This is a genomic window from Neobacillus terrisolis, assembly GCF_051233475.1.
GTDB lineage: Bacteria > Bacillota > Bacilli > Bacillales > Cytobacillaceae > Bacillus_BU.
On record NZ_JBKFGH010000013.1, the window covers coordinates 42482 to 67642 of the forward strand.

The 25161-nt window shown below is 37.3% G+C and carries 26 protein-coding genes; 16 read left to right on the forward strand and 10 right to left on the reverse strand.

The genetic code is table 11. The annotated features are described in order from the left end of the window. Window positions 1-163 precede the first annotated feature (163 nt). The 3 genes from ACI48O_RS08770 to ACI48O_RS08780 all read left to right on the forward strand — a co-directional run bounded on the left by ACI48O_RS08770 (window position 164) and on the right by ACI48O_RS08780 (window position 2629). Entirely contained in the window at window positions 164-325 is a 162-nt protein-coding gene (locus ACI48O_RS08770; RefSeq protein WP_435561622.1) for a CxxH/CxxC protein, read from the forward strand. A 91-nt stretch (window positions 326-416) separates the two neighbouring features. After that, window positions 417-896 (forward strand): 23S rRNA (pseudouridine(1915)-N(3))-methyltransferase RlmH, encoded by a 480-nt coding sequence (gene rlmH / locus ACI48O_RS08775; protein ID WP_435561386.1) that lies wholly within the window; start codon window positions 417-419, stop codon window positions 894-896. Between the two features lie 92 nt (window positions 897-988). Further along, window positions 989-2629 carry an RNA-binding domain-containing protein gene (locus ACI48O_RS08780; protein ID WP_435561387.1) on the forward strand — a complete coding sequence of 547 codons (1641 nt, stop codon included), beginning with the start codon at window positions 989-991 and terminating at the stop codon, window positions 2627-2629. A gap of 249 nt (window positions 2630-2878) precedes the next feature. Here the strand turns inward: ACI48O_RS08780 and ACI48O_RS08785 are convergent, their stop codons facing one another. The 3 genes from ACI48O_RS08785 to yedE form a co-directional block, all read right to left on the reverse strand. After that, window positions 2879-4102 carry a Fic family protein gene (locus ACI48O_RS08785; RefSeq protein ID WP_435561388.1) on the reverse strand — a complete coding sequence of 408 codons (1224 nt, stop codon included), beginning with the start codon at window positions 4100-4102 and terminating at the stop codon, window positions 2879-2881. 279 nt (window positions 4103-4381) lie between these two features. Beyond that, window positions 4382-4561, reverse strand: coding sequence for a sulfurtransferase TusA family protein (locus ACI48O_RS08790; RefSeq protein ID WP_435561623.1), 180 nt, complete (start codon window positions 4559-4561; stop codon window positions 4382-4384). A gap of 69 nt (window positions 4562-4630) precedes the next feature. Next, window positions 4631-5860 (reverse strand): selenium metabolism membrane protein YedE/FdhT, encoded by a 1230-nt coding sequence (gene yedE, locus ACI48O_RS08795; RefSeq protein ID WP_435561389.1) that lies wholly within the window; start codon window positions 5858-5860, stop codon window positions 4631-4633. A 532-nt stretch (window positions 5861-6392) separates the two neighbouring features. Here yedE and ACI48O_RS08800 point away from each other — a divergent pair. Further along, the gene (locus ACI48O_RS08800; protein ID WP_435561390.1) at window positions 6393-7913 is read left to right on the forward strand and encodes a malate:quinone oxidoreductase; all 1521 of its coding nucleotides are present in this window, start codon (window positions 6393-6395) and stop codon (window positions 7911-7913) included. Between the two features lie 260 nt (window positions 7914-8173). Here the strand turns inward: ACI48O_RS08800 and nspC are convergent, their stop codons facing one another. Beyond that, window positions 8174-9298 (reverse strand): carboxynorspermidine decarboxylase, encoded by a 1125-nt coding sequence (nspC, locus tag ACI48O_RS08805; protein WP_435561391.1) that lies wholly within the window; start codon window positions 9296-9298, stop codon window positions 8174-8176. Continuing rightward, entirely contained in the window at window positions 9299-10537 is a 1239-nt protein-coding gene (locus ACI48O_RS08810; RefSeq protein ID WP_435561392.1) for a saccharopine dehydrogenase family protein, read from the reverse strand. It lies immediately after the preceding gene. A gap of 825 nt (window positions 10538-11362) precedes the next feature. Here ACI48O_RS08810 and ACI48O_RS08815 point away from each other — a divergent pair. Further along, on the forward strand, window positions 11363-11512 hold the full coding sequence (locus ACI48O_RS08815) for a hypothetical protein (RefSeq protein ID WP_435561393.1): 150 nt from the start codon (window positions 11363-11365) through the stop codon (window positions 11510-11512). Between the two features lie 110 nt (window positions 11513-11622). Here ACI48O_RS08815 and gdhA read toward each other — a convergent pair whose 3' ends face one another. Beyond that, window positions 11623-13005, reverse strand: a complete 1383-nt coding sequence (gdhA, locus tag ACI48O_RS08820; RefSeq protein ID WP_435561394.1) for an NADP-specific glutamate dehydrogenase — start codon at window positions 13003-13005, stop codon at window positions 11623-11625. Window positions 13006-13265: 260 nt separating this feature from the next. Between gdhA and ACI48O_RS08825 the strand changes: the two genes are divergently transcribed. The 6 genes from ACI48O_RS08825 to ACI48O_RS08850 all read left to right on the forward strand — a co-directional run bounded on the left by ACI48O_RS08825 (window position 13266) and on the right by ACI48O_RS08850 (window position 18499). Next, complete coding sequence (locus ACI48O_RS08825; RefSeq protein WP_435561395.1) at window positions 13266-14168, forward strand: LysR family transcriptional regulator; 903 nt, start codon at window positions 13266-13268, stop codon at window positions 14166-14168. Between the two features lie 212 nt (window positions 14169-14380). Then, window positions 14381-14656, forward strand: coding sequence for a hypothetical protein (locus ACI48O_RS08830; protein WP_435561396.1), 276 nt, complete (start codon window positions 14381-14383; stop codon window positions 14654-14656). A 158-nt stretch (window positions 14657-14814) separates the two neighbouring features. After that, window positions 14815-16110, forward strand: coding sequence for a right-handed parallel beta-helix repeat-containing protein (locus ACI48O_RS08835; RefSeq protein ID WP_435561397.1), 1296 nt, complete (start codon window positions 14815-14817; stop codon window positions 16108-16110). Beyond that, on the forward strand, window positions 16101-16697 hold the full coding sequence (locus ACI48O_RS08840; RefSeq protein ID WP_435561398.1) for a nitrous oxide reductase accessory protein NosL: 597 nt from the start codon (window positions 16101-16103) through the stop codon (window positions 16695-16697). The genes ACI48O_RS08835 and ACI48O_RS08840 overlap by 10 nt, the downstream gene beginning before the upstream one ends. Window positions 16698-16961: 264 nt before the next feature. After that, window positions 16962-17786 (forward strand): ABC transporter permease, encoded by an 825-nt coding sequence (locus ACI48O_RS08845; protein WP_435561399.1) that lies wholly within the window; start codon window positions 16962-16964, stop codon window positions 17784-17786. Further along, the gene (locus ACI48O_RS08850) at window positions 17783-18499 is read left to right on the forward strand and encodes an ABC transporter ATP-binding protein (RefSeq protein ID WP_435561400.1); all 717 of its coding nucleotides are present in this window, start codon (window positions 17783-17785) and stop codon (window positions 18497-18499) included. Before ACI48O_RS08845 ends, ACI48O_RS08850 begins: the two co-directional genes overlap by 4 nt. Before the next feature lie 37 nt (window positions 18500-18536). Here the strand turns inward: ACI48O_RS08850 and ACI48O_RS08855 are convergent, their stop codons facing one another. Both ACI48O_RS08855 and ACI48O_RS08860 read right to left on the reverse strand, forming a co-directional pair. Then, window positions 18537-19202 carry a response regulator gene (locus ACI48O_RS08855; RefSeq protein ID WP_435561401.1) on the reverse strand — a complete coding sequence of 222 codons (666 nt, stop codon included), beginning with the start codon at window positions 19200-19202 and terminating at the stop codon, window positions 18537-18539. A 3-nt stretch (window positions 19203-19205) separates the two neighbouring features. After that, a complete protein-coding gene (locus tag ACI48O_RS08860) occupies window positions 19206-20030 on the reverse strand; it encodes a sensor histidine kinase (RefSeq protein WP_435561402.1) in 825 nt (274 codons plus the stop codon). 240 nt (window positions 20031-20270) lie between these two features. Between ACI48O_RS08860 and purU the strand changes: the two genes are divergently transcribed. Continuing rightward, window positions 20271-21170, forward strand: coding sequence for a formyltetrahydrofolate deformylase (gene purU, locus ACI48O_RS08865; protein WP_435561404.1), 900 nt, complete (start codon window positions 20271-20273; stop codon window positions 21168-21170). Between the two features lie 48 nt (window positions 21171-21218). Here the strand turns inward: purU and ACI48O_RS08870 are convergent, their stop codons facing one another. Further along, window positions 21219-21560 (reverse strand): cupin domain-containing protein, encoded by a 342-nt coding sequence (locus tag ACI48O_RS08870; protein ID WP_435561406.1) that lies wholly within the window; start codon window positions 21558-21560, stop codon window positions 21219-21221. A gap of 198 nt (window positions 21561-21758) precedes the next feature. Here ACI48O_RS08870 and ACI48O_RS08875 point away from each other — a divergent pair, with 198 nt between their 5' ends. Continuing rightward, window positions 21759-22448 carry a Crp/Fnr family transcriptional regulator gene (locus ACI48O_RS08875; RefSeq protein WP_435561408.1) on the forward strand — a complete coding sequence of 230 codons (690 nt, stop codon included), beginning with the start codon at window positions 21759-21761 and terminating at the stop codon, window positions 22446-22448. A 40-nt stretch (window positions 22449-22488) separates the two neighbouring features. On the opposite strand, the gene ACI48O_RS08880 is transcribed toward ACI48O_RS08875, so the two are convergent. Then, on the reverse strand, window positions 22489-22737 hold the full coding sequence (locus ACI48O_RS08880) for an amino acid decarboxylase (protein WP_435561410.1): 249 nt from the start codon (window positions 22735-22737) through the stop codon (window positions 22489-22491). 193 nt (window positions 22738-22930) lie between these two features. On the opposite strand from ACI48O_RS08880, the gene ACI48O_RS08885 reads away from it, so the two are divergent. The 3 genes from ACI48O_RS08885 (at window position 22931) to ACI48O_RS08895 (ending at window position 25043) form a co-directional block, all read left to right on the forward strand. Next, window positions 22931-23278: a YckD family protein gene (locus ACI48O_RS08885; protein ID WP_435561411.1), complete on the forward strand. Its 348-nt coding sequence runs from the start codon at window positions 22931-22933 to the stop codon at window positions 23276-23278. An 83-nt stretch (window positions 23279-23361) separates the two neighbouring features. Next, window positions 23362-23838 carry a Cys-tRNA(Pro) deacylase gene (gene ybaK / locus ACI48O_RS08890; RefSeq protein ID WP_435561413.1) on the forward strand — a complete coding sequence of 159 codons (477 nt, stop codon included), beginning with the start codon at window positions 23362-23364 and terminating at the stop codon, window positions 23836-23838. Window positions 23839-23951: 113 nt separating this feature from the next. After that, window positions 23952-25043, forward strand: a complete 1092-nt coding sequence (locus tag ACI48O_RS08895) for a PRK06851 family protein (protein WP_435561415.1) — start codon at window positions 23952-23954, stop codon at window positions 25041-25043. The last annotated feature ends 118 nt before the right edge of the window (window positions 25044-25161 follow it).

The following is a 25161-nucleotide window of genomic DNA, read 5'->3' on the forward strand; positions in this document are numbered from 1 at the left end:
TAGGAGTAGCTTTCTGCTTTTTCTTTTCTTATACTTTATATAGGAATTTCGTTATTGTGGATAGGTTACATTATTGTTAATAATATTTTTCTTTGTGGATAAATAGGAGATTTGATTGGATAAAATCTTGTCGAAAAATGCAAGAAAGGAGAATGAGTGCTTGATGATCTATTGTTGTGAAGAGCATGTTGAATTAGCCCTTGATGTTATTGTAGATGACTACTTTACTGCACCGAAATTAGAGAAGATTACCGACCCGGAAAAGATATCAACAGGGTGTGAATATTGTCGAAACAAGGCTGTATATGTTGTGGCGAACGGATGATCCCATACAAGATGTGGATAGAAAATGTGGGTATGTGGATAACTTCTGTGGATATCTTGTTTGTAAACTGTTTGTAAAGTGGGGGTAAGTTGTGAATATCGCAATTGTGACGGTTGGGAAATTGAAAGAAAAATATTTAAAACAAGGAATCGATGAGTTTGTGAAGCGAATGTCCGGCTATGCCAAGCTGGACATGATTGAGGTGGCGGATGAAAAAGCACCTGAGGTGTTGAGCGCCGCAGAGATGGAGCAAGTGAAACAAAAAGAGGGCGAGCGGATCTTAAGTAAAATCAGTCAGGATACATATGTAATTGCATTGGCGATTAACGGGAAAATGAAATCGTCGGAAGAGCTGGCTAGTGATTTAGATAAGCTGGCGACGTATGGGAAAAGCAAAATTGCCTTTGTGATTGGCGGTTCGTTAGGATTGAGTGATGAGGTACTAAGCCGGGCAAACGAAAAGCTTTCTTTTTCGAAGATGACCTTCCCACATCAGATGATGCGTCTAATACTTGTGGAGCAGATTTATCGGGCGTTTCGGATTAATCGGGGAGAACCGTATCATAAGTAAATGAGGTTTTTATTAGTCCTTTCCTTATATATATTCTCGTTTCGCCCTCTAATCTTGGTATAATATTTATATCAAGTTAGGAGGTGTATTCTATGGATATTAATGAAATCATTCAACAAGGTGAATCAAAGAAAGTTGAATTTAAAAGTTGGGTTAAAGCAAACAAGAAAGAACTAATGAATATCTTAACAAATGAGTCGGTTGGATTTGCAAATACAGATGGTGGTATCATCTTAGTTGGTGTTGAAGATGATGGAGAAATTACCGGATGTCATGATTATGATGAGCAGAATATTATCGAAAGTATTTATGACAGGACTGTACCTAACCTTTTTACTGATATAGATATAATAAGATTTGCTGGTAAGGATATTTTAAAAATATCTATTCAAAAGTCTCAAGAAATTGTTGCTACCTCAAAAGGTGTTGTTTATAAAAGATTGGGGAAAAACACCAAACCATATTATCCATCAGAGTATACATCTAATAATATTCAAGGATTTAAAGGGGATTACTCTGCCAAGATTATTGAACCTTCAACTATTAATGATTTAGATATGACTGAAGTAGAAAGATTAAAATTAAAAATACAATCCCGGGATAAAGATTCTACTTTATATCAATCAGATAATATTAGTTTTTTAAAGGATTTACGATTGATAGATGTTGATGGCGATGAAATTCAGCTAACAGTAGCAGGATTGTTATTTGTTGGAACAAAAGAAGCGATAGCCAAATATATGCCTCAATCAGAAATAATCATTCTTACATATAATGAAGGGCAGACTGAATATCATAAACGCTTAGAGCTAAAAGTTCCATTAGTCCAGGTTGTAGATAGGATTCAACAATTTTTTGAAGATAGAAATGGAATACAGAACATTCAAATGGGGCTATTTAAATTGGAAATTCAAGATTATCCTATTAATGTTTTCCAAGAGGCTCTTTTAAATGCAATTTCACACCGTGATTATGAGAGCGCTTCTTCAATTTTTGTTAAGTTTTATCCGAACGAAATAATTATTGAAAATCCAGGTTCGTTTCCATCTGGGGTAGACAGTACCAATATTATTACACATCCTTCCTCACCAAGAAATAAATTGATTGCTGAAACACTCCAAAAGCTAAGATACGTTCAACGTTCCGGCCAAGGTGTAGATATCATATTTAAGGATATGCTATCTTTAGGAAAGTCAGCTCCAGAATATAATCTATATTCTGATGCTGTAAGTTTGACTTTAAGAAGCAGTTTGGAAGACATAGAATTTCTAAAGTTTATTACTAAAGAGGAAGAAATAAACGGTGAGTTTTCAGTTTCGGAAATCTGTATTTTAAAATACATTAAATCTAATAAAAACATTACTCTAGGTAAGGCTGCTGAGGTCGCTCAAATAACAACTCAATCTGCAGCAAATGTGTTAAATAAACTTTGTCAAAAAAGAAATGTTTTACAAAGGGAAGCCAGAAATAAATATATGTTTACTCATCGAGTATATGAAAGTTTTAATGCAAATATTGATTACACAAAAGATAAAGACTTTGATGAAATTCAAGCGAATGTAATGATTTTGGACTATTTATCTAAAAATGAATATATAACACGTAAAGAAGTCGAGAGACTTTGTGGATTTTCTCCAGCCACAAGTAAAAGAATTTTAAAGGATTTAAGGGAACAAGGAAAAATAATTTTAGAAGGTCATAATAAATCTAGTAAATATAAATTAAATAAGTGAGCCGCAAATGAGCCGCAAATGAGCCGCAAATGAGCCGCAAATGAGCCGCAAATGGATTAAATAAAAAATGAAAAACCTCATTTATATGCGTTACGGTGAACCGTATCATAAGTAATGAGGTTATAATTCCACTATCGAGGTTGGTGTGAATTTTAATTTATAAGAATTTCAAAAGACTACTCTTCTTTTTTAAAGTTGAGTAGTCTTTTGAATTAATATATAAAACAAGACGTCAGGTATGGTTATTTTTTATTCTTTTAACACATCACTCAATAAAGAACTAATGGCTACTTCAATAGGTTTTAACTTGATATTCGTTACATACCCTTTAGCGACTAAGTTTTTTAACGATTTCCTAACGACGTACTCAGTTACTTCTAAAACAGATTCAAGTTCTTTCATTGTCATACCAGTTCCTTCAATTCCAAAAATATAATGCTGACCTAAAATAAATAATATTTGTTTCTCAAAATCATTTAGATCATCATGACTTTTGGATAAAAGAGATATTTTCTCCATTTTTTCTTTCTTTTTAGATAAATCTTCAAGGATATCATTTTGTGCATTATGCAAAATTTGAAAAAATACCTCACAAAAAAATGTTAATTCTCCCTTATTTCTTGGATCGTTACTAACTGAAAAGGCATCATAATAAAATTGCTTAGATTTATTTGTTGAGTAAGAAAGAGTGAGTGCTGTTAATTTGTCTAGCTCGTTTATTAAATACATACTGCTAATATACCTAGATGTCCGTCCATTTCCATCGTAAAATGGATGGATAAAGCCAAAATAGTAGTGAGCAATTGCGATTTTATACAACATTGGAGAATTATGCCCATTTAAGTAATGTATCATTTTTTTTAGTTGAGTTTGAATCGATGATTCAGGATAGACTCCTCTATGAATTACTTTATTGCTAGAGGTTACTACATCTACTGCCTCTCTTCTAAAGAGTTGGCCATCAAGGGTATCTTCTGATTTAACTTCTTCTTTTACTAATTGATCATATACTTCTCTAATTTCTTCAATAGTTTCAATAGAAGATTTGTCTTCAGAAATAAGGTTAAAATACGTGTGCATCAAACTTAAATGCCTTATTTTTTTCTTGGGATTATCTTTTTTTACTACAATTTCAATTACAGTTGTCATTTCTGCTTTTGTACTATGTACACCTTCAATTTCATTAGTGCTGAGCAATTCATCTACTAGCTTTGATTTAATGTACTGACTAATTGCTATAGGTGGCAAATTTTCCATTATAGCTTGAATAAGTTTACTTTGTTTTATTATTTGATCATGCAACATATCCAACTCATTATGGTTAACATAAAAACAAGTAAATTCGTCTGTGAAATTAAAAGGTCGTATTACAAATGGAAGTTGGACAGTCCCATAGCTATTAAACCTTTTATCATATTCAATTCTATACTTTTCTAAATCTTTATAATAAAGCTTTGATAAGGTTTCATACATGATATCACCACCCTATTCTTAAAAAAATGCACTTTTTTGTGTTTATTTATGTATATTAGTAATTATAACCATAAAAATCAACAAAAATTAACTTTTATCTAAAATTAATATATATTATTCGGAAAGCTTAAGAATAAACCGTACTATATCTATTGATTTAGGATGCCTAGTTAAAATACAACACAAATATATCGCAGCAAATACAAAAATACCCTATAGATAAACTTTTTTCTGTCTATCCAATAGGGTATTTTTTATTACGGTATTTTTGTTGATTAGCTATTTTACTACCTTAATATAAAAATAGATATCCTGCCCGACCTTTTTCGGCTCGGTTAGGAGCTGGTAGCCATGTTTGACCGCTTCTTCAGGGACACTTCGAAAGGATTGCGGACAGTCTGCGATAACTAGTAAGACTTCCCCGACTTTCATCGTTTTTAGCGCATCCAGCGCATAAATGACGGGGTATGGTCAAGGCTCGCCGCGAATGTCTAAAGTATAGTTAACATCGATCACCTGGGACATGAATTATACCTCCTTCGTAACGGGAGATATCCGTTCAGTTTTTTGTTGTTTGATTCCTGTTCCGTAACGGAAGCGCTTTTCCCACCAATTTGATAGTAGGAACCAGGCAGCCAACATGGCGATTGTTCCGAATAGGGCGCCCATAGGTCCCCATTGTTCGATCAAGTTAACCTTTGGCCAATTTTCGGCAAGGGCATGATAGATGCCAAGGTGATCCCAGCCATAAGCAAGAGCGGTAGCACCGACAATATTTCCTACGCCAACTACCCAGAATAACAATTGGCCTTCCATTGCCCGATACATCATACCCGTTTCACAACCGCCGGCAAGAACAATCCCAAAACCAAAGAGAAGACCGCCAATCGCTGTGCTTGGAGCAGCCATTTTGATAAGGGCGACAGAACCGTTTTGAATATAAATGAATGTGACCACTACACTGATCATCATCCCCACTGCAAGCGCTTTGGACATTATAGCCCGGCCGCTGATCCATAAATCGCGGAAAGCGGAAGTAAAACAAATTTGGCCGCGTTCAATAAGAATCCCAAATAGGGCCCCAGCTATACAGGCAACCGCGAGAAGTGGTTTACCTATTGCGAAAAAGTATACGACAAGAGCGAGATACAGACAGGCTAAAATGAGCCCTAAGACTGGCTGGATATTTCTCTTTTGGTCATGCTGGGTGACAGCAGGATTCATCGAACCTTTCATTAAGGTCGGTTTTCCCCGCCACCATTTCGTATTGACGACTTTGACGCCAAAGTAAGTTCCAATGGCTGTGGTCAACATAAAAATCCAAGAATGGAACGAGAACTGAGGCACTCCCGTGAAAAAGGCGGCCAAATTACAGCCAAGGGCAAGCCGTGCGCCAAACCCTGCAATGATTCCGCCAATAAATCCTTGAAATAGTCGCCGCTTTTGTTTCGGTATCCGGATTTTAAAACTGTTGCTTAGTAAAATCGTAATCAGAGCGCCAACAAGCATCCCAATGACAATCCAGCCATCGGTCCGGCTGATAGGTGATCCTTCAAGGCCTACTAATTGAAAATACGCCCATTGTGACACATCAATCCCAAACCATCCTAGAATGTGTCCGCCTAAACGAGTGAATTCCCCGGTAACGGCCCAAACTGTACCGGTAATCCCGAAGTACAATGCACTGACCAGACCTGCAATACTAATGGCTATGTAGGGATTCCAGTATTCTTTGAAGATTTTTTGATAAAGACTCATGATGGTTTACTCCCCCTTTGTACAAAAACTATGGGGACGGTTCTAGTGCAAAAAACACATGAGAACCGTCCCTATGGTACCTAATACACAAAAAATGCCTAGGGTTTCCAGGCATTTTGGCAATTATATTTATTTATTAAATTAACGGTTAATTGTGCTCAAAGCAATTCATATTATCGATAATTAGGATTAGTAATCATCGGAATCATCGATACTACTTTGAAATGAGTATCCTATTCTACTATAGTTTGAGGACGGGTCTCTCGATGCTTTCAGCTTTTAAATAACGAATAACTATTATATAATAGTAAATAAATATTTTAATTTTTAGAAAACAGTGATACACTAGTAATTAAAAGTGATATACTATTGGGTGAAAGTGCTACACTATTTAAATACAAGTAATACTGTATCATCAGGTTATTATTGATCCAGAAAAGATGTGTTCCTAGATCGCGCCCTGGCTTGCTGTGGTGCTTAAGCGGAAGCGCATACATCTTTCTGCAAATCTTAGGGTATAGGGATGGGGAAAATGAGCAACAGACAAACTAAAACAGACGTTATCTTAATTGGTGCCGGAATCATGAGTGCAACTTTGGGGTCACTGCTGAAAGAATTAGTCCCGGAGTGGGAAATCACAGTGTTTGAAAGGCTCGAAAATGTTGGAGAGGAAAGCTCTAACGAATGGAATAATGCGGGAACGGGGCATGCCGCACTGTGCGAGCTTAATTACACCAACGAAAAACCGGATGGATCTATCGATATTACTAAAGCAATAAATGTTAATGAACAGTTCCAGGTTTCAATGCAGTTCTGGTCTTATCTTGTTAACAGCAATCTAATACGTAATCCGCAAGATTTTATCATGCCATTACCACATATGAGTTTTGTACAAGGGGAACAAAACGTAACGTTTTTAAAGAAACGCTTTGAAGCGCTTTCGAATAATCCGCTGTTTAAAGGGATGGAATTTTCCGATGATCCTGGAAAACTGATGGAATGGATTCCGCTGATGATGGAAGAGCGTACATCGAATGAACCGATAGCGGCAACGAAAATTGACTCTGGAACGGATGTAAACTTCGGTGCTTTAACACGGATGTTATTTGACCATTTACAGAGTAAAAATGTCGATATTAAATACAAGCATAGTGTTAATGATATTAAACGCACTAGCGACGGCTTATGGGAATTGAAAGTAAAAAATCTCGATAGTGATACTGTTGAACGCCATACTGCAAAATTCGTCTTTATCGGAGGCGGGGGCGGGTCCTTGCATTTATTGCAAAAATCCGGAATTCCTGAAGGAAAACATATTGGTGGATTCCCGGTAAGCGGACTGTTTATGGTGTGTAAAAATCCGGATGTTGTAGAGCAGCATCATGCAAAAGTTTACGGAAAAGCTAAGGTTGGTGCTCCACCAATGTCTGTTCCGCACCTTGATACACGATTTATCGATAATAAAAAATCATTGCTATTTGGACCGTTTGCCGGCTTTTCACCAAAGTTCTTAAAAACTGGTTCAATGTTTGATTTGATTACTTCTGTAAAACCGGATAATCTGTTAACGATGTTGGCAGCTGGAGCAAAAGAGATGTCATTGACCAAATACCTAATCCAGCAAGTTATGTTATCGAAAGAACAACGTATGGAAGAACTACGTGAGTTTATCCCGAACGCAAAAAGTGAGGATTGGGACTTAGTAGTAGCCGGCCAACGTGTTCAAGTTATCAAAGATACTGAAGCGGGCGGAAAAGGAACGCTTCAATTTGGTACGGAAGTCATTACGGCTGCAGATGGTTCGATTGCAGCACTACTAGGTGCTTCTCCGGGCGCTTCTACTGCCGTTAACGTTATGCTTCAAGTAATTAATAAATGTTTCCCGCAACAAATGAAAGAGTGGGAACCTAAAATTAAAGAAATGATTCCTTCATATGGCTTGTCACTAATGGACAATCCTGAGCTTCTAAACGAAGTTCATACTTCAACAGCAGAGGCGCTTGGCTTAGCAGAGAAAGAACAATCGAAAGCAAGAATTCCGGAACTGGTTTAATAGTGCTTGGAATTGAAAATAAACGGGTAAATTAATAGAGTTCTAACTTTTAGTACCAGGTATCTAAATTTTTTATGATGCCTGGTACTTTTTTGTACTCTTATTTTATTTTTTTAAAAAGTGTTAAGGAACAATATTAAAATATGAAAAAAAACACAAAAACCAGATTCAAATATGAATCTGGTTTTTTATATAAAATCTGACGGTATTCCAGGTGAATACCCGCTACAGATGATAAACTATTAAGTTCTAATATCTGTTTATAATCTCATTTTAAAATCCTGATAGCCAAATTCACGGACAATTTTACAATCGCCATCTTTATCTTGAACAGCGATGGCTGGTAATGGCATTCCGTTAAACGTCGTATTTTTCACCATCGTGTAGATGGCCATATCGCCAAACACTAAACGGTCGCCGAGCTTTAATGGTTGATCAAATGAATAATCACCGATAAAATCGCCTGATAGGCATGTTTGACCGCCAAGTCGGTAGCTATACGCTTTTTCGCCAACCTCTCCAGAACCGAAAAGTGGAGGACGATAAGGCATTTCCAAAACATCCGGCATATGACAAGATGCAGACGTGTCAAGGATCGCGATGTCGACGCTGTTCTTTAAAGTATCTAGGACAGTCGTTACGAGATAACCCGCATTAAGAGCAACGGCTTCGCCTGGCTCGAGATATACTTCTAAACCATATTTGTCTTGCATTCTCTTAATACAAGCTTCTAAGCGAGGAATATCATAATCTTCTCTTGTAATATGATGACCGCCGCCAAAGTTGATCCATTCCATTTGAGAAAGATATCGACCAAACTTTTCTTCCACTGCATTAAGTGTTGTTTCTAAATCGTCGGAGTTTTGCTGGCAAAGTGTATGGAAGTGAAGTCCTGATACACCTTCAAGCAAATCTGGACGAAAATGCTCGATCGTTACACCGAAACGAGAACCAGGGGAGCAAGGATCATAGATCGCATGCCCAACCTGAGTAGAACATTCCGGATTAATGCGCAGGCCGACTTTTTTTCCGGCTGCAAGAACTTTATCTTTAAACTTTTCCAACTGGGAGTTGGAATTGAAAATGATGTGATCGGTAATGGCGATAATTTCGTCCATTTCTTCCTCACGATAGGCTGCTGAGAAGACGTGGTTTTCTTTACCCATTTCCTCATAGCCAAGACGAGCTTCATACAAGCCGCTAGCTGTTACTCCACTTAAATACTTTCCGATAAGAGGATACAACGAATACATTGAAAAAGCTTTTTGAGCCAAAACAATCTTACATCCTGTCCGTTCCATGACTCCGTTCAGGATTTTTAGATTTTTTTCCAGAAGACCTTCATCTACTACATAACAAGGCGTTGGTAACTCTTCAAAACGCATTTATTTTACAGACTCCGGCTGTTTCGCTTTAATAGGCTCATCATCAACAAGGACAGGGGTAAAGTCTTCTTTCCATGGTAGTCCCCACTTGTTCAATGCATCCATGAATGGATCTGGATCAAACTCTTCAATGTTGTAAACGCCTGGCTTATTCCAAGTTCCATTCATGATCATCATCGCACCAATCATTGCAGGAACACCAGTTGTATAGGAAATTGCTTGAGAACCAACTTCTTTAAAGCATTCTTGATGGTCACAAACATTGTATACATAGTAAGTTTTTTCAACGCCGTCTTTTTTACCTTTAAAAATACATCCGATATTCGTTTTACCAACTGTACGTGGTCCAAGAGAAGCTGGATCTGGTAAAACAGCTTTTAAGAATTGAAGTGGAATGATTTGTTTTCCTTCAAACTCAATTGGCTCGATTGAAGTCATGCCAACATTTTCAAGACACTTTAAGTGTGTAAGGTAGCTTTGACCAAATGTCATGAAGAAACGAATACGCTTAAGTCCTGGAATGTTTTTTGCAAGAGATTCAAGCTCTTCATGATAAAGCAGATACATATCCTTTTCGCCAACTTCATCGAAGTTATATACGCGTTTAATTTCCATCGGCTTTGTTTCAATCCATTCGCCATTTTCCCAATAACGTCCGTTAGCAGAAACCTCACGGATGTTGATTTCTGGATTGAAGTTTGTAGCAAATGGATAACCGTGGTCACCACCATTACAATCAAGGATATCGATTGTTTCAATCTCATCAAAATAATGCTTAAGAGCATAAGCAGAGAATACTCCTGTTACACCAGGATCAAAGCCGCTGCCTAAAAGAGCTGTGATGCCAGCTTCTTTGAAGCGCTCTTGGTATGCCCATTGCCAGCTGTATTCAAATTTAGCTGTATCTTCCGGCTCATAGTTTGCTGTGTCCATATAGTGTGTTTTTGTTGCAAGACAAGCATCCATGATTGTTAAGTCTTGATATGGTAATGCTAAGTTCATGACGATATCAGGCTTTACTTCATTAATTAATGCAATCAATTCATCAACATTATTTGCATCAACTTGTGCAGTTGTAATTTTTGTTTTACCGCCATCTAGCTTAGCTTTTAAATCATCACATTTTGATTTTGTACGACTTGCAATACAAATTTCTTCAAAAACTTCACTGTTTTGAACGCATTTGTGAATGGCAACAGAAGCTACTCCGCCACAACCAATAATAAGTGCTTTTCCCATTTCTTTAATCTCCTAACTAAATAGATTTTTCAAAGCAAAGAGGAATTCCATAACTTCCAATGTACTAGCTGTACATCCAGTACTGTGGAAGGCTGCAGAAAGGATTATAGTTATAATCCCCCAAAAAATTTTTTTATCCACAAAAAAAACAAGTGCAAAGCGCATAATTGCGCACAACACTTGTTTGGATATATTCTTCAATATTAAAAAATGTATATTCATGACAAAAAGTCATATTTATACGGCCTATCATAAACTTCAAAAGACATTATGATAGAAAGCTCTTTAATATTCAAAATATATCTTAAATAGGATCAGAGTCTATATAGCAAATAATTACTTTTACCACTCTTATTGACCGTTTCACAAGTTGTGTGCATATGCACTGGTTGTAAAGTAACCAACTTATAAAATTTGAGCTTTTAACTCAATCAATAAGGCAACTAAAGTTGCCAATCGGCATTTGACCCGGCTGTCCGTATGGCCTTAACTTCTCTTGCAAGAAGTGGTCAAAATTATCTGCTTGGAAAGATCCAGATATATTGAATAATAGCTTTCCAAATTACGCTTCTTTATATTATCAGCATATAATATAAATAGCAAGAGATAAAATGAAAATTTTGTCACATAAATTCGATTACACTGTCATAATCAGCAGGATTTTAAGTTTTTGGCTTTTTATGAGGATTAGAAGAAATTATTTTTTGTGATAAATTTGACATTCATACGGTAACTAATTTATGTGAACTGCCGCATAACGTGCAAGTCTAAACTACATATTGCCAATCTTATTGGAAAAACTAAAATAAAGGAGGTTTTCAATCAATGAAAAAGTTCTTTATTATGTTTTTCTTTATCCTTTTTTCTTTCTCACTAACGGGTTGTGGAGATGACGAAAAACTTGAGGAAGGAGAAAAGATTGAAGAAGTAGAAGAAGAGGATGAAATTGGCGATGGCGAAATAGATGATGAGTAACGAATGATTCAGGAGACAGAATCTAGGTAATTATTGAAATTATTCATATGAATTAGTAAAAAACCTCAAGCATGTTCATACAAATGCTTGAGGTTTTTGCTTTTTTTAAATTAAATAATCCCTTGAGCTAACATGGCATCAGCAACTTTAATGAAACCGGCAATATTAGCACCAACTACAAGGTTTCCCGGGTTGCCGTACTCTTCGGCAGCTTTTACACTTTCACGATAAATATTAACCATGATATTGTTTAATTTTGAATCAACTTCTTCAAAGGTCCATCCATATCTCATGCTGTTTTGAGCCATTTCTAATGCAGAAACAGCGACCCCGCCTGCATTGCCCGCTTTAGCAGGTGCAAACATAACCTTATTATTTAAGAAGATTTTTATCGCTTCAAGCGTCGAAGGCATGTTAGCACCTTCACCAATTGCTTTAACTCCGTTCAATACGAGTGTATTTGCAGCTGCTTCATCAATTTCATTCTGAGTTGCACAAGGCAGGGCGATATCACATGGAATCGACCAAATTCCCTGCCAGCCCTCCGTGTATTGAGCCTCTGGATGATAATTTATATAGTCACTAATTCGAGCTCTTTGTACTTCTTTAATCAGTTTAACAGTTTCTAGATTAATGCCATTTTCATCGTAAATATACCCGTTTGAATCACTGCAGGCAACCACTCTTGCCCCTAACTCCAGCGCTTTTTCAATTGCATAAATGGACACATTACCAGAGCCTGATACAACAACTGTACTACCATGGAATGTATGGCCGTGATCCTGGAGCATCTCTTCTACAAAGTAGACAGTACCATATCCGGTCGCTTCTGTTCTTGCTAAGCTTCCCCCATATCCAAGCCCTTTACCTGTAAGAACACCTGCTTCATAGCCACCGCGTATTTTTCGATATTGGCCAAATAGATAGCCTATTTCTCTCCCGCCTACACCAATATCACCGGCAGGAACATCCGTATCCGGACCGATATGTTTGGCTAGTTCTGTCATAAAGCTTTGGCAGAAGCGCATGATCTCATGATCGGATTTTCCCTTTGGATCAAAGTCGGCCCCACCTTTACCACCACCAATAGGCTGGCCGGTAAGCGAGTTTTTTAAGATTTGTTCAAAGCCTAAAAATTTAATAATACTTGTGTTTACAGAAGGATGGAATCTGAGACCGCCCTTATAAGGACCAATTGCACTATTAAATTGGACACGGAAACCTCGGTTAACATGGACTTTACCAAGATCATCAACCCAAGGTACACGGAAGGTAATCATTCTTTCTGGTTCTGCGATACGCTCGAGGATTCCAGCTTCAGCATATTTGGGGTGTCTGGCAAAAACCGGTACAAGGGAATCAAAAATTTCTTTAACAGCTTGATGGAATTCACTTTCACCGGGATTTCTAGATAGGATTTTTTCGTATACGTTATTTACATAATCGCTTGCTGTTTGCATATCTTCTTGGTTTAATACCGTTACCATGTTCATGGATTAGAATTTCTCCTTTTTAGATAGAATTATTTCAGTAAACTAAAAAATCAGAAATCATAGATTAAACTACTATTTATAAGTATTCTATTCCATTGGTTTTCGTTTAAACAAGAAATTTTACAGCTAACAAAAAAAGGATATCAATAGAATAAAAGTAATTTCGAAATAATAAATTAACTTTTAAAAATTGTAAATCAGTTATATAATTTAGATTAAAAACAATCTCATTTTGAGATAAATGTTAAGGGAGTTTAGTAATGGAGCTACGGCAATTACGCTACTTTATTGAAGTAGCGAAACGAGAGCATGTATCAGAGGCAGCTCAACATATACATGTTGCTCAATCAGCTATCAGCAGACAAATCGCTAATCTTGAAGATGAGCTGGGAGTCCAGTTGTTTGAAAAGGATGGACGAAATGTAAAGCTCACACCAGTAGGGAAATTATTTTTAGAACATGCGGAAACAGCATTAAAGGCAATTGACTATGCGAAGGAACAAATCGATGAATACTTAAATCCGGAAAGCGGAACGATAAAAGTTGGCTTTCCAACTAGTTTGGCCAGCCATTTAATGCCAACAGTTATATCAGCCTTTAAGGAAAAACACTCGAATGTTGCCTTTCAGTTGCGACAGGGTTCATATAAATTTTTGATCGATGCTGTTAAAAATCGGGAGATCAACCTGGCCTTTTTAGGACCTGTACCGACCCAAGACCCGGATATTGAAAGTCAAATATTATTTTCTGAAAATATATCTGCCCTTTTGCCAATCAGTCATCCTTTGGCAGGACAGCGAAGCTTGCGACTAAACGACCTACGAAATGATGAATTTGTTTTATTCCCTGAAGGGATGGTTTTACATCGGGTCGTAATCGATGCCTGCAAGCAAGCCGGTTTTATTCCTAACGGGTCTTCAGTTGGAGAAGATTTAGATGCGATTAAGGGTTTAGTTTCAGCAGGAATGGGAGTCACGCTTCTTCCTGATAGCACTTTTGATGAAACTTCTCCTCGGTTTACAGTAAGAATTCCAATCGATATGCCCCAAGTGAGAAGGACCGTTGGTCTTATTTTACCCAAGCAGCGGGAACTTGCCCCTTCAGAAAAGGTGTTTTATCGATTTGTAAAAGATTTTTTCAATAGGCTAGAGCAATACAAATAAAGGATGTAAAGGCAGTCTTTTTAGACTGTCTTATTTTAATAGAGGCAATCGATGGTTTTTACGCAAATTGTTAAAAAGTGTTAATAATTTATTGAAAATTAAGTATGAAAATAATTGTATAATTTTTCTGTATATATCGACTATTTTCTAATAAGAAAGGGGCAACGAGGACTAGAAATTCATTTAGATCTCTGAAATGTGGGGGAATGAACATGTATTGTTCCAATTGTGGAGTAAGAATTTCTAATACAACAGAGATTTGCCATAAATGTGGTGTTAGGCCATTTAGAACAAAGGATTATTGTTATAGTTGTGGAGAGAGAAACTATAATAAACAAGCAGAGTGTAGCAATTGTGGGGAAACTTTAGACGATAAAACTGTAAGCGCTTCAATTGGTGTAAATATGGATGATTCATGGTTTGCTTCTATTCAGACTACTCTTCCACCGGGCTTAAAACAGTTAATGGTTATGTTTAAACGTGATTGAAGTTATTTACATAAAGGAGAAAAGACCTGGAACGAGATTCAGGCCTTTTTTATTTGACCATTTTTCCATTTTGTTCGCAATTTTGTCACAAAATTAGCCATAAAGAGTCATATTTCATCATTTTCACCCGTGCTATATTTTTTTTAGAGGTGTGGGAAATGCTACCAAAATCGCGGTTCGTATGTTTTGTTCTAATTGGGTTCCTGCTTGGCGGATTTAGTCATCCTACTCTAGCCAACGTTGATATTCAGGAGCTAATTGATCATGCCAAAGCGGGTGAAACGGTCAAAATTCCGAGTGGTACATACAGAGAGTCAATAACGATCGATAAGGCAATAAAGGTCATTGGTGAGGGCGAGGTAAGGATTATTTCTGATGGAGAGAACCCTGCTTTAACCATTAAAAACAGGGGGGCTTCCGTACAAGACGTCATCGTTGAGAACACCAGATCTGAATTTGCAGTATTCGTAACAGGTTCAAATCATCTGTTGCAAAACATAACCGTAAAGACGGCTAAAATCGGAGTCCGGTTAAATGAAGCAAGTAAGATAGTAGTAAAAGAAGTAAAAGTTGAAGGTCTGCCAGGAGCACAGAAAGTAGGAAATGGAATTGATCTTTTCCAAGCAAAAGAAAATATCATTGAAAACAACACGGTTTCGGGCATAAGAGATGGGATTTATGTGGAATCTAGTGGCGCAAACAAGATAACCGGAAATACTGTGTCGAATTCTCGCTACGGACTTCATTTTATGTATACGCAGGATAATATTGTGAGGGGTAATACATTCACCAATAGTCATACGGGAAGTATGATCATGGTTTCTTATAATGAGTTATATGAAAATAATTATCTGTTAGAAAACAGGAAAAATGTTAACTCACAAGGTCTTTATTTATATGATGTGCATGACTCGATGTTTAGAGATAATCATATTAACGATAATCGAATCGGTATCATGATTGATAACAGTTTTACAAATACAATTAGTAGAAATGAGTTCAAAGGGAATGCATTGGGCATCATCTTTAAACAATCTACGGATAATAACATCACGAAAAATGATTTTAAAATAAATGTAACAACGATTCTGACGTATGGAGATAACTCTAAAAACAATAATCTTATAAATAATTACTGGGATAATCAAACCGGTGTGGATGCAAACGGGGATCATTTTAGTGATTTAGAGGTTGTCGCAGATCCTTATTTTATGGAGATCACCGACAAAAATTCAGCTTTTCAGCTTTTATTCCAATCACCGGGAATGGTCTTGATGGAGAAGCTGTTTAAGAGTGCCGAGGAAAATCTAGTTAAGGACTCGTCTCCTGTGATGGTTCCGAATATTCAGGAAGATGGCCGAACTGAACTAAATATGGGTATTATGTTAATTTCTATATTATTCATACTATCAAGCTTAAGTATTTATTTAATGGGGAGGAAGAAATGGCAATGAAAAGAAAAATGGGGTTCTTAATGTTGGTATTATTATTAGCGTTTGCGGTTGCAGGCTGCAACTCTGAGAAAACGGAAAAAGAAACCGACAAAAGTAAGGAAACAAAAGTAGAGGAAAAAGAAACTTCAAAAGTAGAACCAAAAGCAATTGACGAAGCAGTAGACAAATGTGAAAACTGTAAAATGGCTGTAGCAGATAATGCGGATGCGACAGAAATTGTCCTAAAAGATGGGAAAGTGCTTGTATTTGATGACATCGGCTGTATGGTCAATAAGTGGATAAAAGCAAATGGTACTGACGAAATCGAAACTGCATTTGTCCGTAGCCATCATGACAAAGAATGGTTAGATTTTGAAAAAGCGGTTTATGTATTTGACCCAAAAATTACAACCGCAATGGGATATGGGGTTATTGCATTTAAAGATGAAGCAGGGGCGCAAGCTTTCATTGATAAAAATGGAATGGGAACAATCATGACAAAGGCTGAGCTGGATAAGCATACATGGCCACAGGATAAAAACAATATGACAATGAAAATGCATATGGACAGCACTGACGGTGAGCACGAAGAAATGAATATGCAGTAATAACTGAATGGCTCTGTTAAAGAACAATTTGATTTTTGAGCACACTGTTGATTGGAGCGGAAGGTGCGAGACTCCTGCGGGAGAAGGTGTCACGGGAGACCCCACAGGCGCTATGGCGCCGAGGAGGCTCCCGGACTCCCCCGCGGAAAGGGAGCACCTGCAGCGGAAATCAACAGCCAATTTTAACAGAGCCAACTGAATAAAAGTTTGAGTGGGGCTGACTTGTCAGCCTCATTCAAATGAGCAGAAAAGAGGGGAATTTGCTTGGATTCCTTTGTATTTTTTCGACAGGAATGGATAACTTCGCTAAGACAAAAGTCTTTTTACTTATTTGCTGGTTTGTTTTTATTAATTATGATATTTATTTTTCTTATCCAATTAAATATTGGTGGATTAAGCAGTTATACCAATGTAACAGCAACTGCTTTTAATGTACTATTATACTCCTTGCCGCTAATTGTCATGTTATTAGGGGCATTTTCGATTACGGAGGAACAGGAAGCCGGGCGGTTTGCCCTACTCCTTACCTATCCGTTCAAAATGAGATCTTATATTGTAGGTAAATATCTTGGTCAGTTTTTAACCCATTTTATTATTATCACCTTTAGCTTTGGTGTTTTTAGTGCGTTAAGTTTTTTATTTAAAGCAGCAGACTCAGGCTCAGTGAAAGGGATCCTGCTCATCTATTTATTTGCACTATTGGTTACAGCCTCATTTTTAGCAATTGGAATTTTAATTGGTGTCCTATCCTCCACACGTTGGCAAGCGATGATGATTGCCATCTCTTTATGGTTTATTTTAATTATGATTTGGCCGATGCTGCTGATAGGCAGTTTAAGCTTTCTTCGGTATATGATGGTGAAGCCCATCCTAATGGTATTAACCGTTCTAAATCCGGCAGAGCTATTGCGTGTTTTTTTTGTGATTCAGTTTGAAGGTGGGTCTATTTTTGGACAGCAATATTATCAAATAATCGATTTTTTAAAAGGCCCAGCAACGCTATTATACTTAATAGTCTACCTTCTCATCTACGTAATCGGAATGTTAGCTGGATCGACTTTTCTAATAGGAAGGAAAGTTAAAAAATGAATCAGCCTATCTTAGAGATTAATAATATTACGAAAACCTTTCAAAAAACAGAAGTTGTTTCGCCCTTTTCTTTACAATTGGATGAAGGACAAATTGGTGTTTTAGTAGGCGGGAATGGTGCGGGGAAAAGTACGATTATTAAAATGATCGGCGGAATCTTTCAACCTAGCAGTGGGGAAATAACGGTTTGTGGATTAAATTACCGTGATCGAAAAAACTATCCAAATAAAATTAGTTATATGCCGGATGACTTTCATTTTCCCAGTGGGCTAACTGTAAAAGAATGGCTGAATTTTTATGCAAAGTTAAGTAAAGTCTCTGAAGGACAAACGGATAAGGCCCTAAAATTAGTTGGACTACATACGAAACAAGGAGAAATGCTAAGTCATCTTTCCAAAGGAATGAGACAACGCCTTTTATTTGCTCAAGCTTATATAAGAGATAACGATCTAATTTTATTAGATGAGCCTACAAACGGATTAGATCCGTATTGGGTTTCAAGCTTTGCGGATATTTTATTACAGTTGCGCTCAGCCAAAAAGACAATATTACTATCCACTCACCAGCTTGATGTTGCGGCAACCATTGCGGATGTGGTAATTTTCCTCCATCAAGGCAAGATCTATCATGAAATTGAAGTGAATGATGTCGATAGAGATCACTTGCACTCAAGACTTTATCAAATAAATAAAGAAATATATGGTTTTAAATAAAAAAACAGAGGCTTTAAAGAAGTCTCTGTTTTTTCTATTATTGTTCCACCCAACCATTTTCGATGGCATATCGGGTGAGGTGAACGCGGTTTTTTATATCTAATTTTTTTGTAATATTTTTTAGGTGGTTTTTCACGGTATATTCAGAGATAAAAATCATGTTGGAAATTTCTTTATTTGTATAGCCCTTGGCAACTAGCTTTAATATTTCCATTTCACGCTGTGAAAGCGGATTGGCTGGATGTGTATGGGTAGAGCTTTTCCTTGGATGGCTTGAAATCGTTTGGATAACCTCATTTACAAGTTCGTAGGACACCGGGATATTGTCGGAAACGACCGATTTCAAATAAGGGTACCAATCGCCAGGGTTCACCTTTTTGATGAGAAACCCTTGAGCACCTTGCTTTAAAGCTTCAAATAGATGGGTGCTGTCTTCAGACACAGTTAAGATGACAATTTTAATATTGGGGTGCCGTTCTTTAATCAGTTTGGTTGTCTTTAACCCATCTAAATCCGGCATATTAATATCCATTAAAATAAGATCAGGATGAAGCTGATCGGATAAGAAGATTGCTTCTTCACCGCTTCTTGCCTCACCAATGATCGTAAAATCCTCATACTCGCTTAATTGTTCTCTAATCGCTTCTCTAGCATGCGCATGGTCATCAACAATTAGCACTTTCGTTATCTTTGTTTCAATCATGTTCTATCCCCCCTTTACAATGGAAAGAACTGTTCCTGTATGGCTTGTTTCAATATTAAGAAGCCAGCCAATGCTGCGGGCACGGTCATTCATTATTCTTAACCCGTGGTGACTTTCAGCGTCGTTCGATGGGGAGTACCCTACCCCATCGTCTTGGATCAAACAAGATAATCCGAGTTCCTTTTCTTTTGCACTAATATAAAGATTGGAGCACTGTGAATGCTTGCGAACATTCATTAATGCTTCTTTCATGATTGAAATGAGCTCGAGCTTTTCTTTGTATGAAAGGGCTCTTTCCGGAAAATCCCAATCTAAGTGTACCTTAATATCTGTTTCTGCTTTGATTTCCTTTAATAAACTTTTCAATGATTGGTATAAATAAATTTGGTCAGCCTCTTGGGGCGGTGTCCGTAAATTTTGAATGGAGTAGCGAATGTCATCATAGATGTGCTGGACGGTCTGTTTGATTTTATCAACTTCGGCTAATTCTGGACCAGTCAGGTGCTTTTCTAACTTATTTACTTTAACAGATAATAAAAAGAGAGATTGAGAGATTCCGTCATGGAGGTCTTGAGAAATATTTTGACGTTCCTCCATCATTGCCTTATAAGCACGCTCTTGGTTCAATTCTTCTTGAATTTTTTCCAGTCTTTTAAACAAAGGAGTTGAAAAAATTAACGTAAAGAAAATAACAATCAGTGGTGAAAGCCAGTTCCCTGTATCCATTGAAATATATGGAAGTAAGAATTCATGGCGAATGTACTCCCATAACCCCACCATAAATGCTGGTGAAAGCAAAATAGACCATTTAATCAATGAATAGGACATAATTTGAATCCCCTCTATCAATTTATCAGAATTTATCAGAATAGTACGTCGTTTATGTCGCCTTTAGTATAACATTAAAAGCAAAGCTGCTCCAAAAAAATCATTATTCCTACTAATTCCTATCCTCTATCATTAGTGAAAGCACTCTAAGGATTAATGTCGAATTTTTTTGAAAAAATATTTTAATTAAGGGAATACTACCGTATAATGTGAACTAAAAAGTGAAAAAGAGGATCATTTATGAACCAAGAAATTTTTTCGAAAATAAATCGCTTTAAGGAAGAACAAAAAAATCGCGGCCGTTTGCTGATTAATTGTCCTGACCAACCGGGAATTGTTGCTGCTGTTTCTAAATTTTTATTTGATCATAATGCTAACATTATTGAATCAAGTCAATATTCTACTAATCCCGTAGGTGGAAATTTCTTTATTCGAATTGAGTTTGAATGTCCAGGTCTACAAGCGAAAAAGGAAGAGTTGAATCGTCAGTTCCTTGAGATTGCCGAGACATTTAATATGGATTGGAAACTGTCGCTTGTTTCAGAAGTCAAAAAAATTGCTATTTTTGTTTCGAAGGAGCTCCATTGTTTAAGGGAGCTTTTATGGGAATGGCAAAGTGGTGACTTGATGACGGAGATTGCTTTAGTGGTTAGTAACCATGAAGATTCCCGGGAAATAATTGAATCATTAGGGATACCGTTTTATTATATTCCAGCAAGTAAAGAGAATCGCGCTGAGGTTGAATCAAAGCAATTGCAGCTTTTGAAAGAGCATGAAGTGGATGCGATCATTCTTGCCCGTTATATGCAAATCCTTACGCCAGCGTTTGTGGCGGCTCATCCATTTAAGATTATTAACATTCATCATTCCTTCTTGCCTGCATTTGTTGGGGCAAGACCTTATGATCGAGCCTATCAACGTGGAGTAAAGCTGATTGGAGCTACTTCGCATTATGTAACGAATGATCTTGATGAAGGGCCGATTATTGAACAGGATACGATGCGCGTGGATCACCGCGATCAAGTTGAGGATTTGAAAAAAATCGGTCGTTCCATCGAACGAAGCGTGCTAGCTCGAGCCGTCCGTTGGCACTTAGAGGACCGGATTATCGTTCATGGGAATAAGACAATTGTATTTTAACAATAAAGACAGGCTGGCTCGAGTGAGTCAGCCTATCTATTAGAATCGTTAAATATTTTGTACGTATCGTTCATCTGGAACCTTGTTTAACATAACGTATAAGCTGACAGGGTCATTTCCGTTATTTTCAAAGGCTAAATCCTCTTCACCGGAGCAATGGACAACATCATTTTGACTGACCTCTGTAGTTGCTCCGTCAATCGTGAAGGTCCCGCTGCCATTGAGAACCAATAAATACACTTCTGTTCCTGGATGTTTATGAGTAGGAAGAGCTTGTCCAGGCATGAAATTTAACACAAACACCGTGCTGTCCCCTTTTTGAAAAACAATTCTTTTCGTAAAGCGCTCATCATTATATTCCTTCGCTACATCAACTGATTTTTTTTCCATACTCAAATCCCTCCGAATAATTTATTATTTAGTCGTTTTGAAAAATTTAATATCTTATAGGTTAAGGATAACGATTTTTACTAAACTAATCCTTGATTTACATCAAGAATAGTATGATCTGTTATGGTGATTTATAGCACTATTTTTCTTGGGCAAATCGTTTATGATAATAGATAAAGAAATAAATGAGGTGAGATGATGAACTGCCATTGCCAAACGCATACTGGATCCTGTGTGAAAAATGTCCCGATATTCAAAGGCTTAGATGACGATGAATTATGCCTTGTTCAAAAGGCAGTTATCAGTCAAACCTACCGAAAGGGAGAATATATTTTTCAAGAAGGAGAGCCGTCTGATTCTCTCTATATTGTTCATAAGGGTCTTGTTAAGGTTTCAAAGATTTCTGATGAGGGGAAAGAACAGATTATTCGGCTCCTATTCCCAGGTGATTTTTTTGGTCAATATGCCCTTTTAGAAAATAAACAACACTATGCCCACGCAGAGGTACTAGAGGGAACGTCGGTTTGCCTCATCCACAAGGACAAATTCCGCTCCATCCTAGAACGCAATCCCAATATAGCGATGAAATATATGTTAGTGCTGAGTGAAAGATTACAAGCGGCTGATGAATGGATTGGAGCAATCAGTTTAATGGAGGTTGAACGGCGACTTGCTAAAGCCCTTCTCACATTTTATGAGAAGGAGCAAAAGGATGAGTTTGAGCTTCCGGTTTCAAAAAAGGATTTAGCTGCGTTAATCGGGACAACCCCCGAAACGTTAAGCCGAAAATTCGTTTACTTTCAAACACTAGACTTGATCGATTTAAAAGGCAGAAAAGGCGTTAAGATAAAAGATGTTGAAAGATGGAAGGAAATTGCTAACTATTAACAAACAAGAGGCTGATCCCAAAAAAGGGTCAGCCTCTTATTTAATTCATTTTTAATGAAAGCAAACGGTAATGTCCTGGTCCTAGTTCATTCATAACACACTCAAGCCCTAATTGTTCAAGTGCAGCAATGAGCGGTCGGCCCGGATGCGGCAAATGAATCTCAAAAACGGTCCCCTTACCGGCCATTTGAACCGTTTCAATAATTTCGTTGCGCGGATGGATCCCCTGTTTAACCATTTCACGAACATCAATAATCACTCTTACACCCTCATATTTTACTGGTAACATTTGTGCCCACTTCCTTTCACAGTATTTTGGATTCGTTATCTAAACTATACAAACATTTTTATTCATAATCCTTGATACATATCAAGTGGACGAATGGAAATAATAGAATCGGAAAAAACTATTTGGAAAAACATACATAATCAAAATAAAACTGGAAAATAATAAATTGACCAATAAAAAAGGAGGATTTTTAATGCGAAAATTACTATGGAGCACGATGGTCTGTTTGCTTCTTTCGGCTACTACCTTTTCGGTGGCTTATGGACAAAATAATGGAGATAAGCAAAACCTGCAAGCACAACCAGAAGTTCAGTTAACTGAACAACAGAAAACAGAGTTAGCAAAGTTACATAAGGATATTCTGGATAAAAAGAAAGAAATGGTTCAAAAATACGTTGAATTCGGTGTAATTGAAGAGGAAAAAGGACAAATGATGATCGCCCATTTTGAGAAACACTATGAAATGCTTGAACAAAATGGTTTCATGATGAAGCTCCCCCCTCACCCTATGAAAAGTGATATGCCTAAAAAACAACCATAAAAGAGAGCTCAGTCACGGACTGAGCTCTTTATTTACGATGAAAATCCGCTATACTGAAAGATATCAAAAAAGGAGCGGAGAGCATGGCACAGGCAAAAACAAATGCGATGAGGATATTGGATGCACAAAAAATCGCCTATCAAACGTACCAGTATGATAATAAAGATGGGAAAATTGACGGTGTATCAGTTGCAGAAAAAATAAATAAGCAAACAGTAATGGTATACAAAACGCTTGTGGCACAAGGAGCAAGTAAAAATGTATATGTGTTTGTCATTCCAGTTGAGGAAGAATTAGACTTAAAAAAAGCGGCAAAGGCTGCAGGAGAAAAGAAATTAGAAATGCTTCCTGTAAAAGATATTCAAGCATTTACCGGATATATCCGCGGCGGCTGCTCACCAATAGGCATGAAAAAGTTGTATTCAACCTTTATAGATGATTCAGCATTAAAATTAGAGTCGATGATTGTCAGCGGCGGGAAAATCGGTCTGCAAATTGAGCTTAACGTTGAAAGTCTAATAAAACTAACCGCCGCAGAAACTCAATCCATTACAAAATAAAGTTTTATACGACCTTTTGTTAAAGAATCTTACAAGATGGGCATACACCTATGAAAAGCATTTGGCATAAAGTGAAGGGAGTGTAAGTACTTTTAACAAAAAGGAGTGGGTGTATGGCTGCAAAGATTTTAAATTACTATGCAGGTGGTAATACAGCAAAGGGTTTTTACAGCTTATACGAATCAAGCTTAAAAGATTTAGATAAACTTTTTATTTTAAAAGGTGGGCCAGGGACCGGTAAATCAACATTAATGAAGCGAATCGGTCAATCTTTCTATGAAAAAGGCTTCGACATTGAATATTTACATTGTTCTTCAGATAATAGCTCAATCGATGGTGTAAAAATCCCAGCATTGAAAGCGGGCATTGTTGACGGCACAGCTCCCCATGTAATTGAACCAAAGGCGCCTGGAGCGGTTGAGGAATATGTGAATTTAGGTGAAGCGTGGTATACCGCGAGTTTAACAGCTCAAAAAGGCGTCATCCTCGAGCTGACACATAAAGTGAGTGAATCTTTTCAGCAGGCATACGCCCTATTTGCAGAAGCCCTCAAGATTCATGACGAATGGGAAGAAATCTATATAGATAACATGGATTTTCAGAAGGCAAATGAATTTACTAGCCAGCTAATTCAAGAGCTTTTTGCAAATAAGATCGGGACTGGGGAATCGGTTGTTCGTCACCGCTTTTTAGGAGCCGCTACCCCTAAAGGGGCGGTCGATTTTGTCCAAAACTTAACAGAAGATACACCAAATCGGTATTTTATTAAAGGTCGTCCCGGGTCTGGAAAATCGACCCTCTTAAAAAAATTAGTTAGCCACGCTGAGGCTAATGGCTTTGATGTAGAGGTTTATCACTGCGGATTTGACCCTAACAGTCTTGATATGGTTATTGTCCGAGAATTAGGCTTTTCCATTTTTGATAGCACAGCCCCTCATGAATATTTCCCGTCTCGCCAAGGAGACGAGATCATCGATATGTATGAGCATTTAATCACCCCGGGAACGGATGAAAAATATCAAAAGGAACTGACTGAAATCTCGAACCGCTATAAAGAAAAGATGCGAGAAGCCATCTCCTTTTTGGCTCAAGCTAAAGCTTATCATGATGAGCTCGAAGAAATTTATCGCCCGGCACTGAATTTCGAGAAATTAGATCAGATAGCCGAAGAAATCCAAACGAAACTAACTGCCTTAATAAAATAAAAATAAAGAAGGTATACCCCTGTTCGAGGTATACCTTCTTTATTTTTAGGCTCTGTTATTATTCATTGTTGATTTTCGAGTAGGTATGAGAACGTATAAGCGGAGAATTTCCGGCTAA

Bases quoted from the DNA above. Each gene is read 5' to 3' on its own strand.
- ACI48O_RS08770 (WP_435561622.1), top strand. From the start codon at position 164: ATGATCTATTGTTGTGAAGAGCATGTTGAATTAGCCCTTGATGTTATT.
- ACI48O_RS08780 (WP_435561387.1), top strand. From the start codon at position 989: ATGGATATTAATGAAATCATTCAACAAGGTGAATCAAAGAAAGTTGAA.
- ACI48O_RS08785 (WP_435561388.1), bottom strand. From the start codon at position 4,102: ATGTATGAAACCTTATCAAAGCTTTATTATAAAGATTTAGAAAAGTAT.
- yedE (WP_435561389.1), bottom strand. From the start codon at position 5,860: ATGAGTCTTTATCAAAAAATCTTCAAAGAATACTGGAATCCCTACATA.
- ACI48O_RS08800 (WP_435561390.1), top strand. From the start codon at position 6,393: ATGAGCAACAGACAAACTAAAACAGACGTTATCTTAATTGGTGCCGGA.
- nspC (WP_435561391.1), bottom strand. From the start codon at position 9,298: ATGCGTTTTGAAGAGTTACCAACGCCTTGTTATGTAGTAGATGAAGGT.
- ACI48O_RS08810 (WP_435561392.1), bottom strand. From the start codon at position 10,537: ATGGGAAAAGCACTTATTATTGGTTGTGGCGGAGTAGCTTCTGTTGCC.
- ACI48O_RS08815 (WP_435561393.1), top strand. From the start codon at position 11,363: ATGAAAAAGTTCTTTATTATGTTTTTCTTTATCCTTTTTTCTTTCTCA.
- gdhA (WP_435561394.1), bottom strand. From the start codon at position 13,005: ATGAACATGGTAACGGTATTAAACCAAGAAGATATGCAAACAGCAAGC.
- ACI48O_RS08825 (WP_435561395.1), top strand. From the start codon at position 13,266: ATGGAGCTACGGCAATTACGCTACTTTATTGAAGTAGCGAAACGAGAG.
- ACI48O_RS08830 (WP_435561396.1), top strand. From the start codon at position 14,381: ATGTATTGTTCCAATTGTGGAGTAAGAATTTCTAATACAACAGAGATT.
- ACI48O_RS08835 (WP_435561397.1), top strand. From the start codon at position 14,815: ATGCTACCAAAATCGCGGTTCGTATGTTTTGTTCTAATTGGGTTCCTG.
- ACI48O_RS08840 (WP_435561398.1), top strand. From the start codon at position 16,101: ATGGCAATGAAAAGAAAAATGGGGTTCTTAATGTTGGTATTATTATTA.
- ACI48O_RS08850 (WP_435561400.1), top strand. From the start codon at position 17,783: ATGAATCAGCCTATCTTAGAGATTAATAATATTACGAAAACCTTTCAA.
- ACI48O_RS08855 (WP_435561401.1), bottom strand. From the start codon at position 19,202: ATGATTGAAACAAAGATAACGAAAGTGCTAATTGTTGATGACCATGCG.
- ACI48O_RS08860 (WP_435561402.1), bottom strand. From the start codon at position 20,030: ATGTCCTATTCATTGATTAAATGGTCTATTTTGCTTTCACCAGCATTT.
- purU (WP_435561404.1), top strand. From the start codon at position 20,271: ATGAACCAAGAAATTTTTTCGAAAATAAATCGCTTTAAGGAAGAACAA.
- ACI48O_RS08870 (WP_435561406.1), bottom strand. From the start codon at position 21,560: ATGGAAAAAAAATCAGTTGATGTAGCGAAGGAATATAATGATGAGCGC.
- ACI48O_RS08875 (WP_435561408.1), top strand. From the start codon at position 21,759: ATGAACTGCCATTGCCAAACGCATACTGGATCCTGTGTGAAAAATGTC.
- ACI48O_RS08880 (WP_435561410.1), bottom strand. From the start codon at position 22,737: ATGTTACCAGTAAAATATGAGGGTGTAAGAGTGATTATTGATGTTCGT.
- ACI48O_RS08885 (WP_435561411.1), top strand. From the start codon at position 22,931: ATGCGAAAATTACTATGGAGCACGATGGTCTGTTTGCTTCTTTCGGCT.
- ybaK (WP_435561413.1), top strand. From the start codon at position 23,362: ATGGCACAGGCAAAAACAAATGCGATGAGGATATTGGATGCACAAAAA.
- ACI48O_RS08895 (WP_435561415.1), top strand. From the start codon at position 23,952: ATGGCTGCAAAGATTTTAAATTACTATGCAGGTGGTAATACAGCAAAG.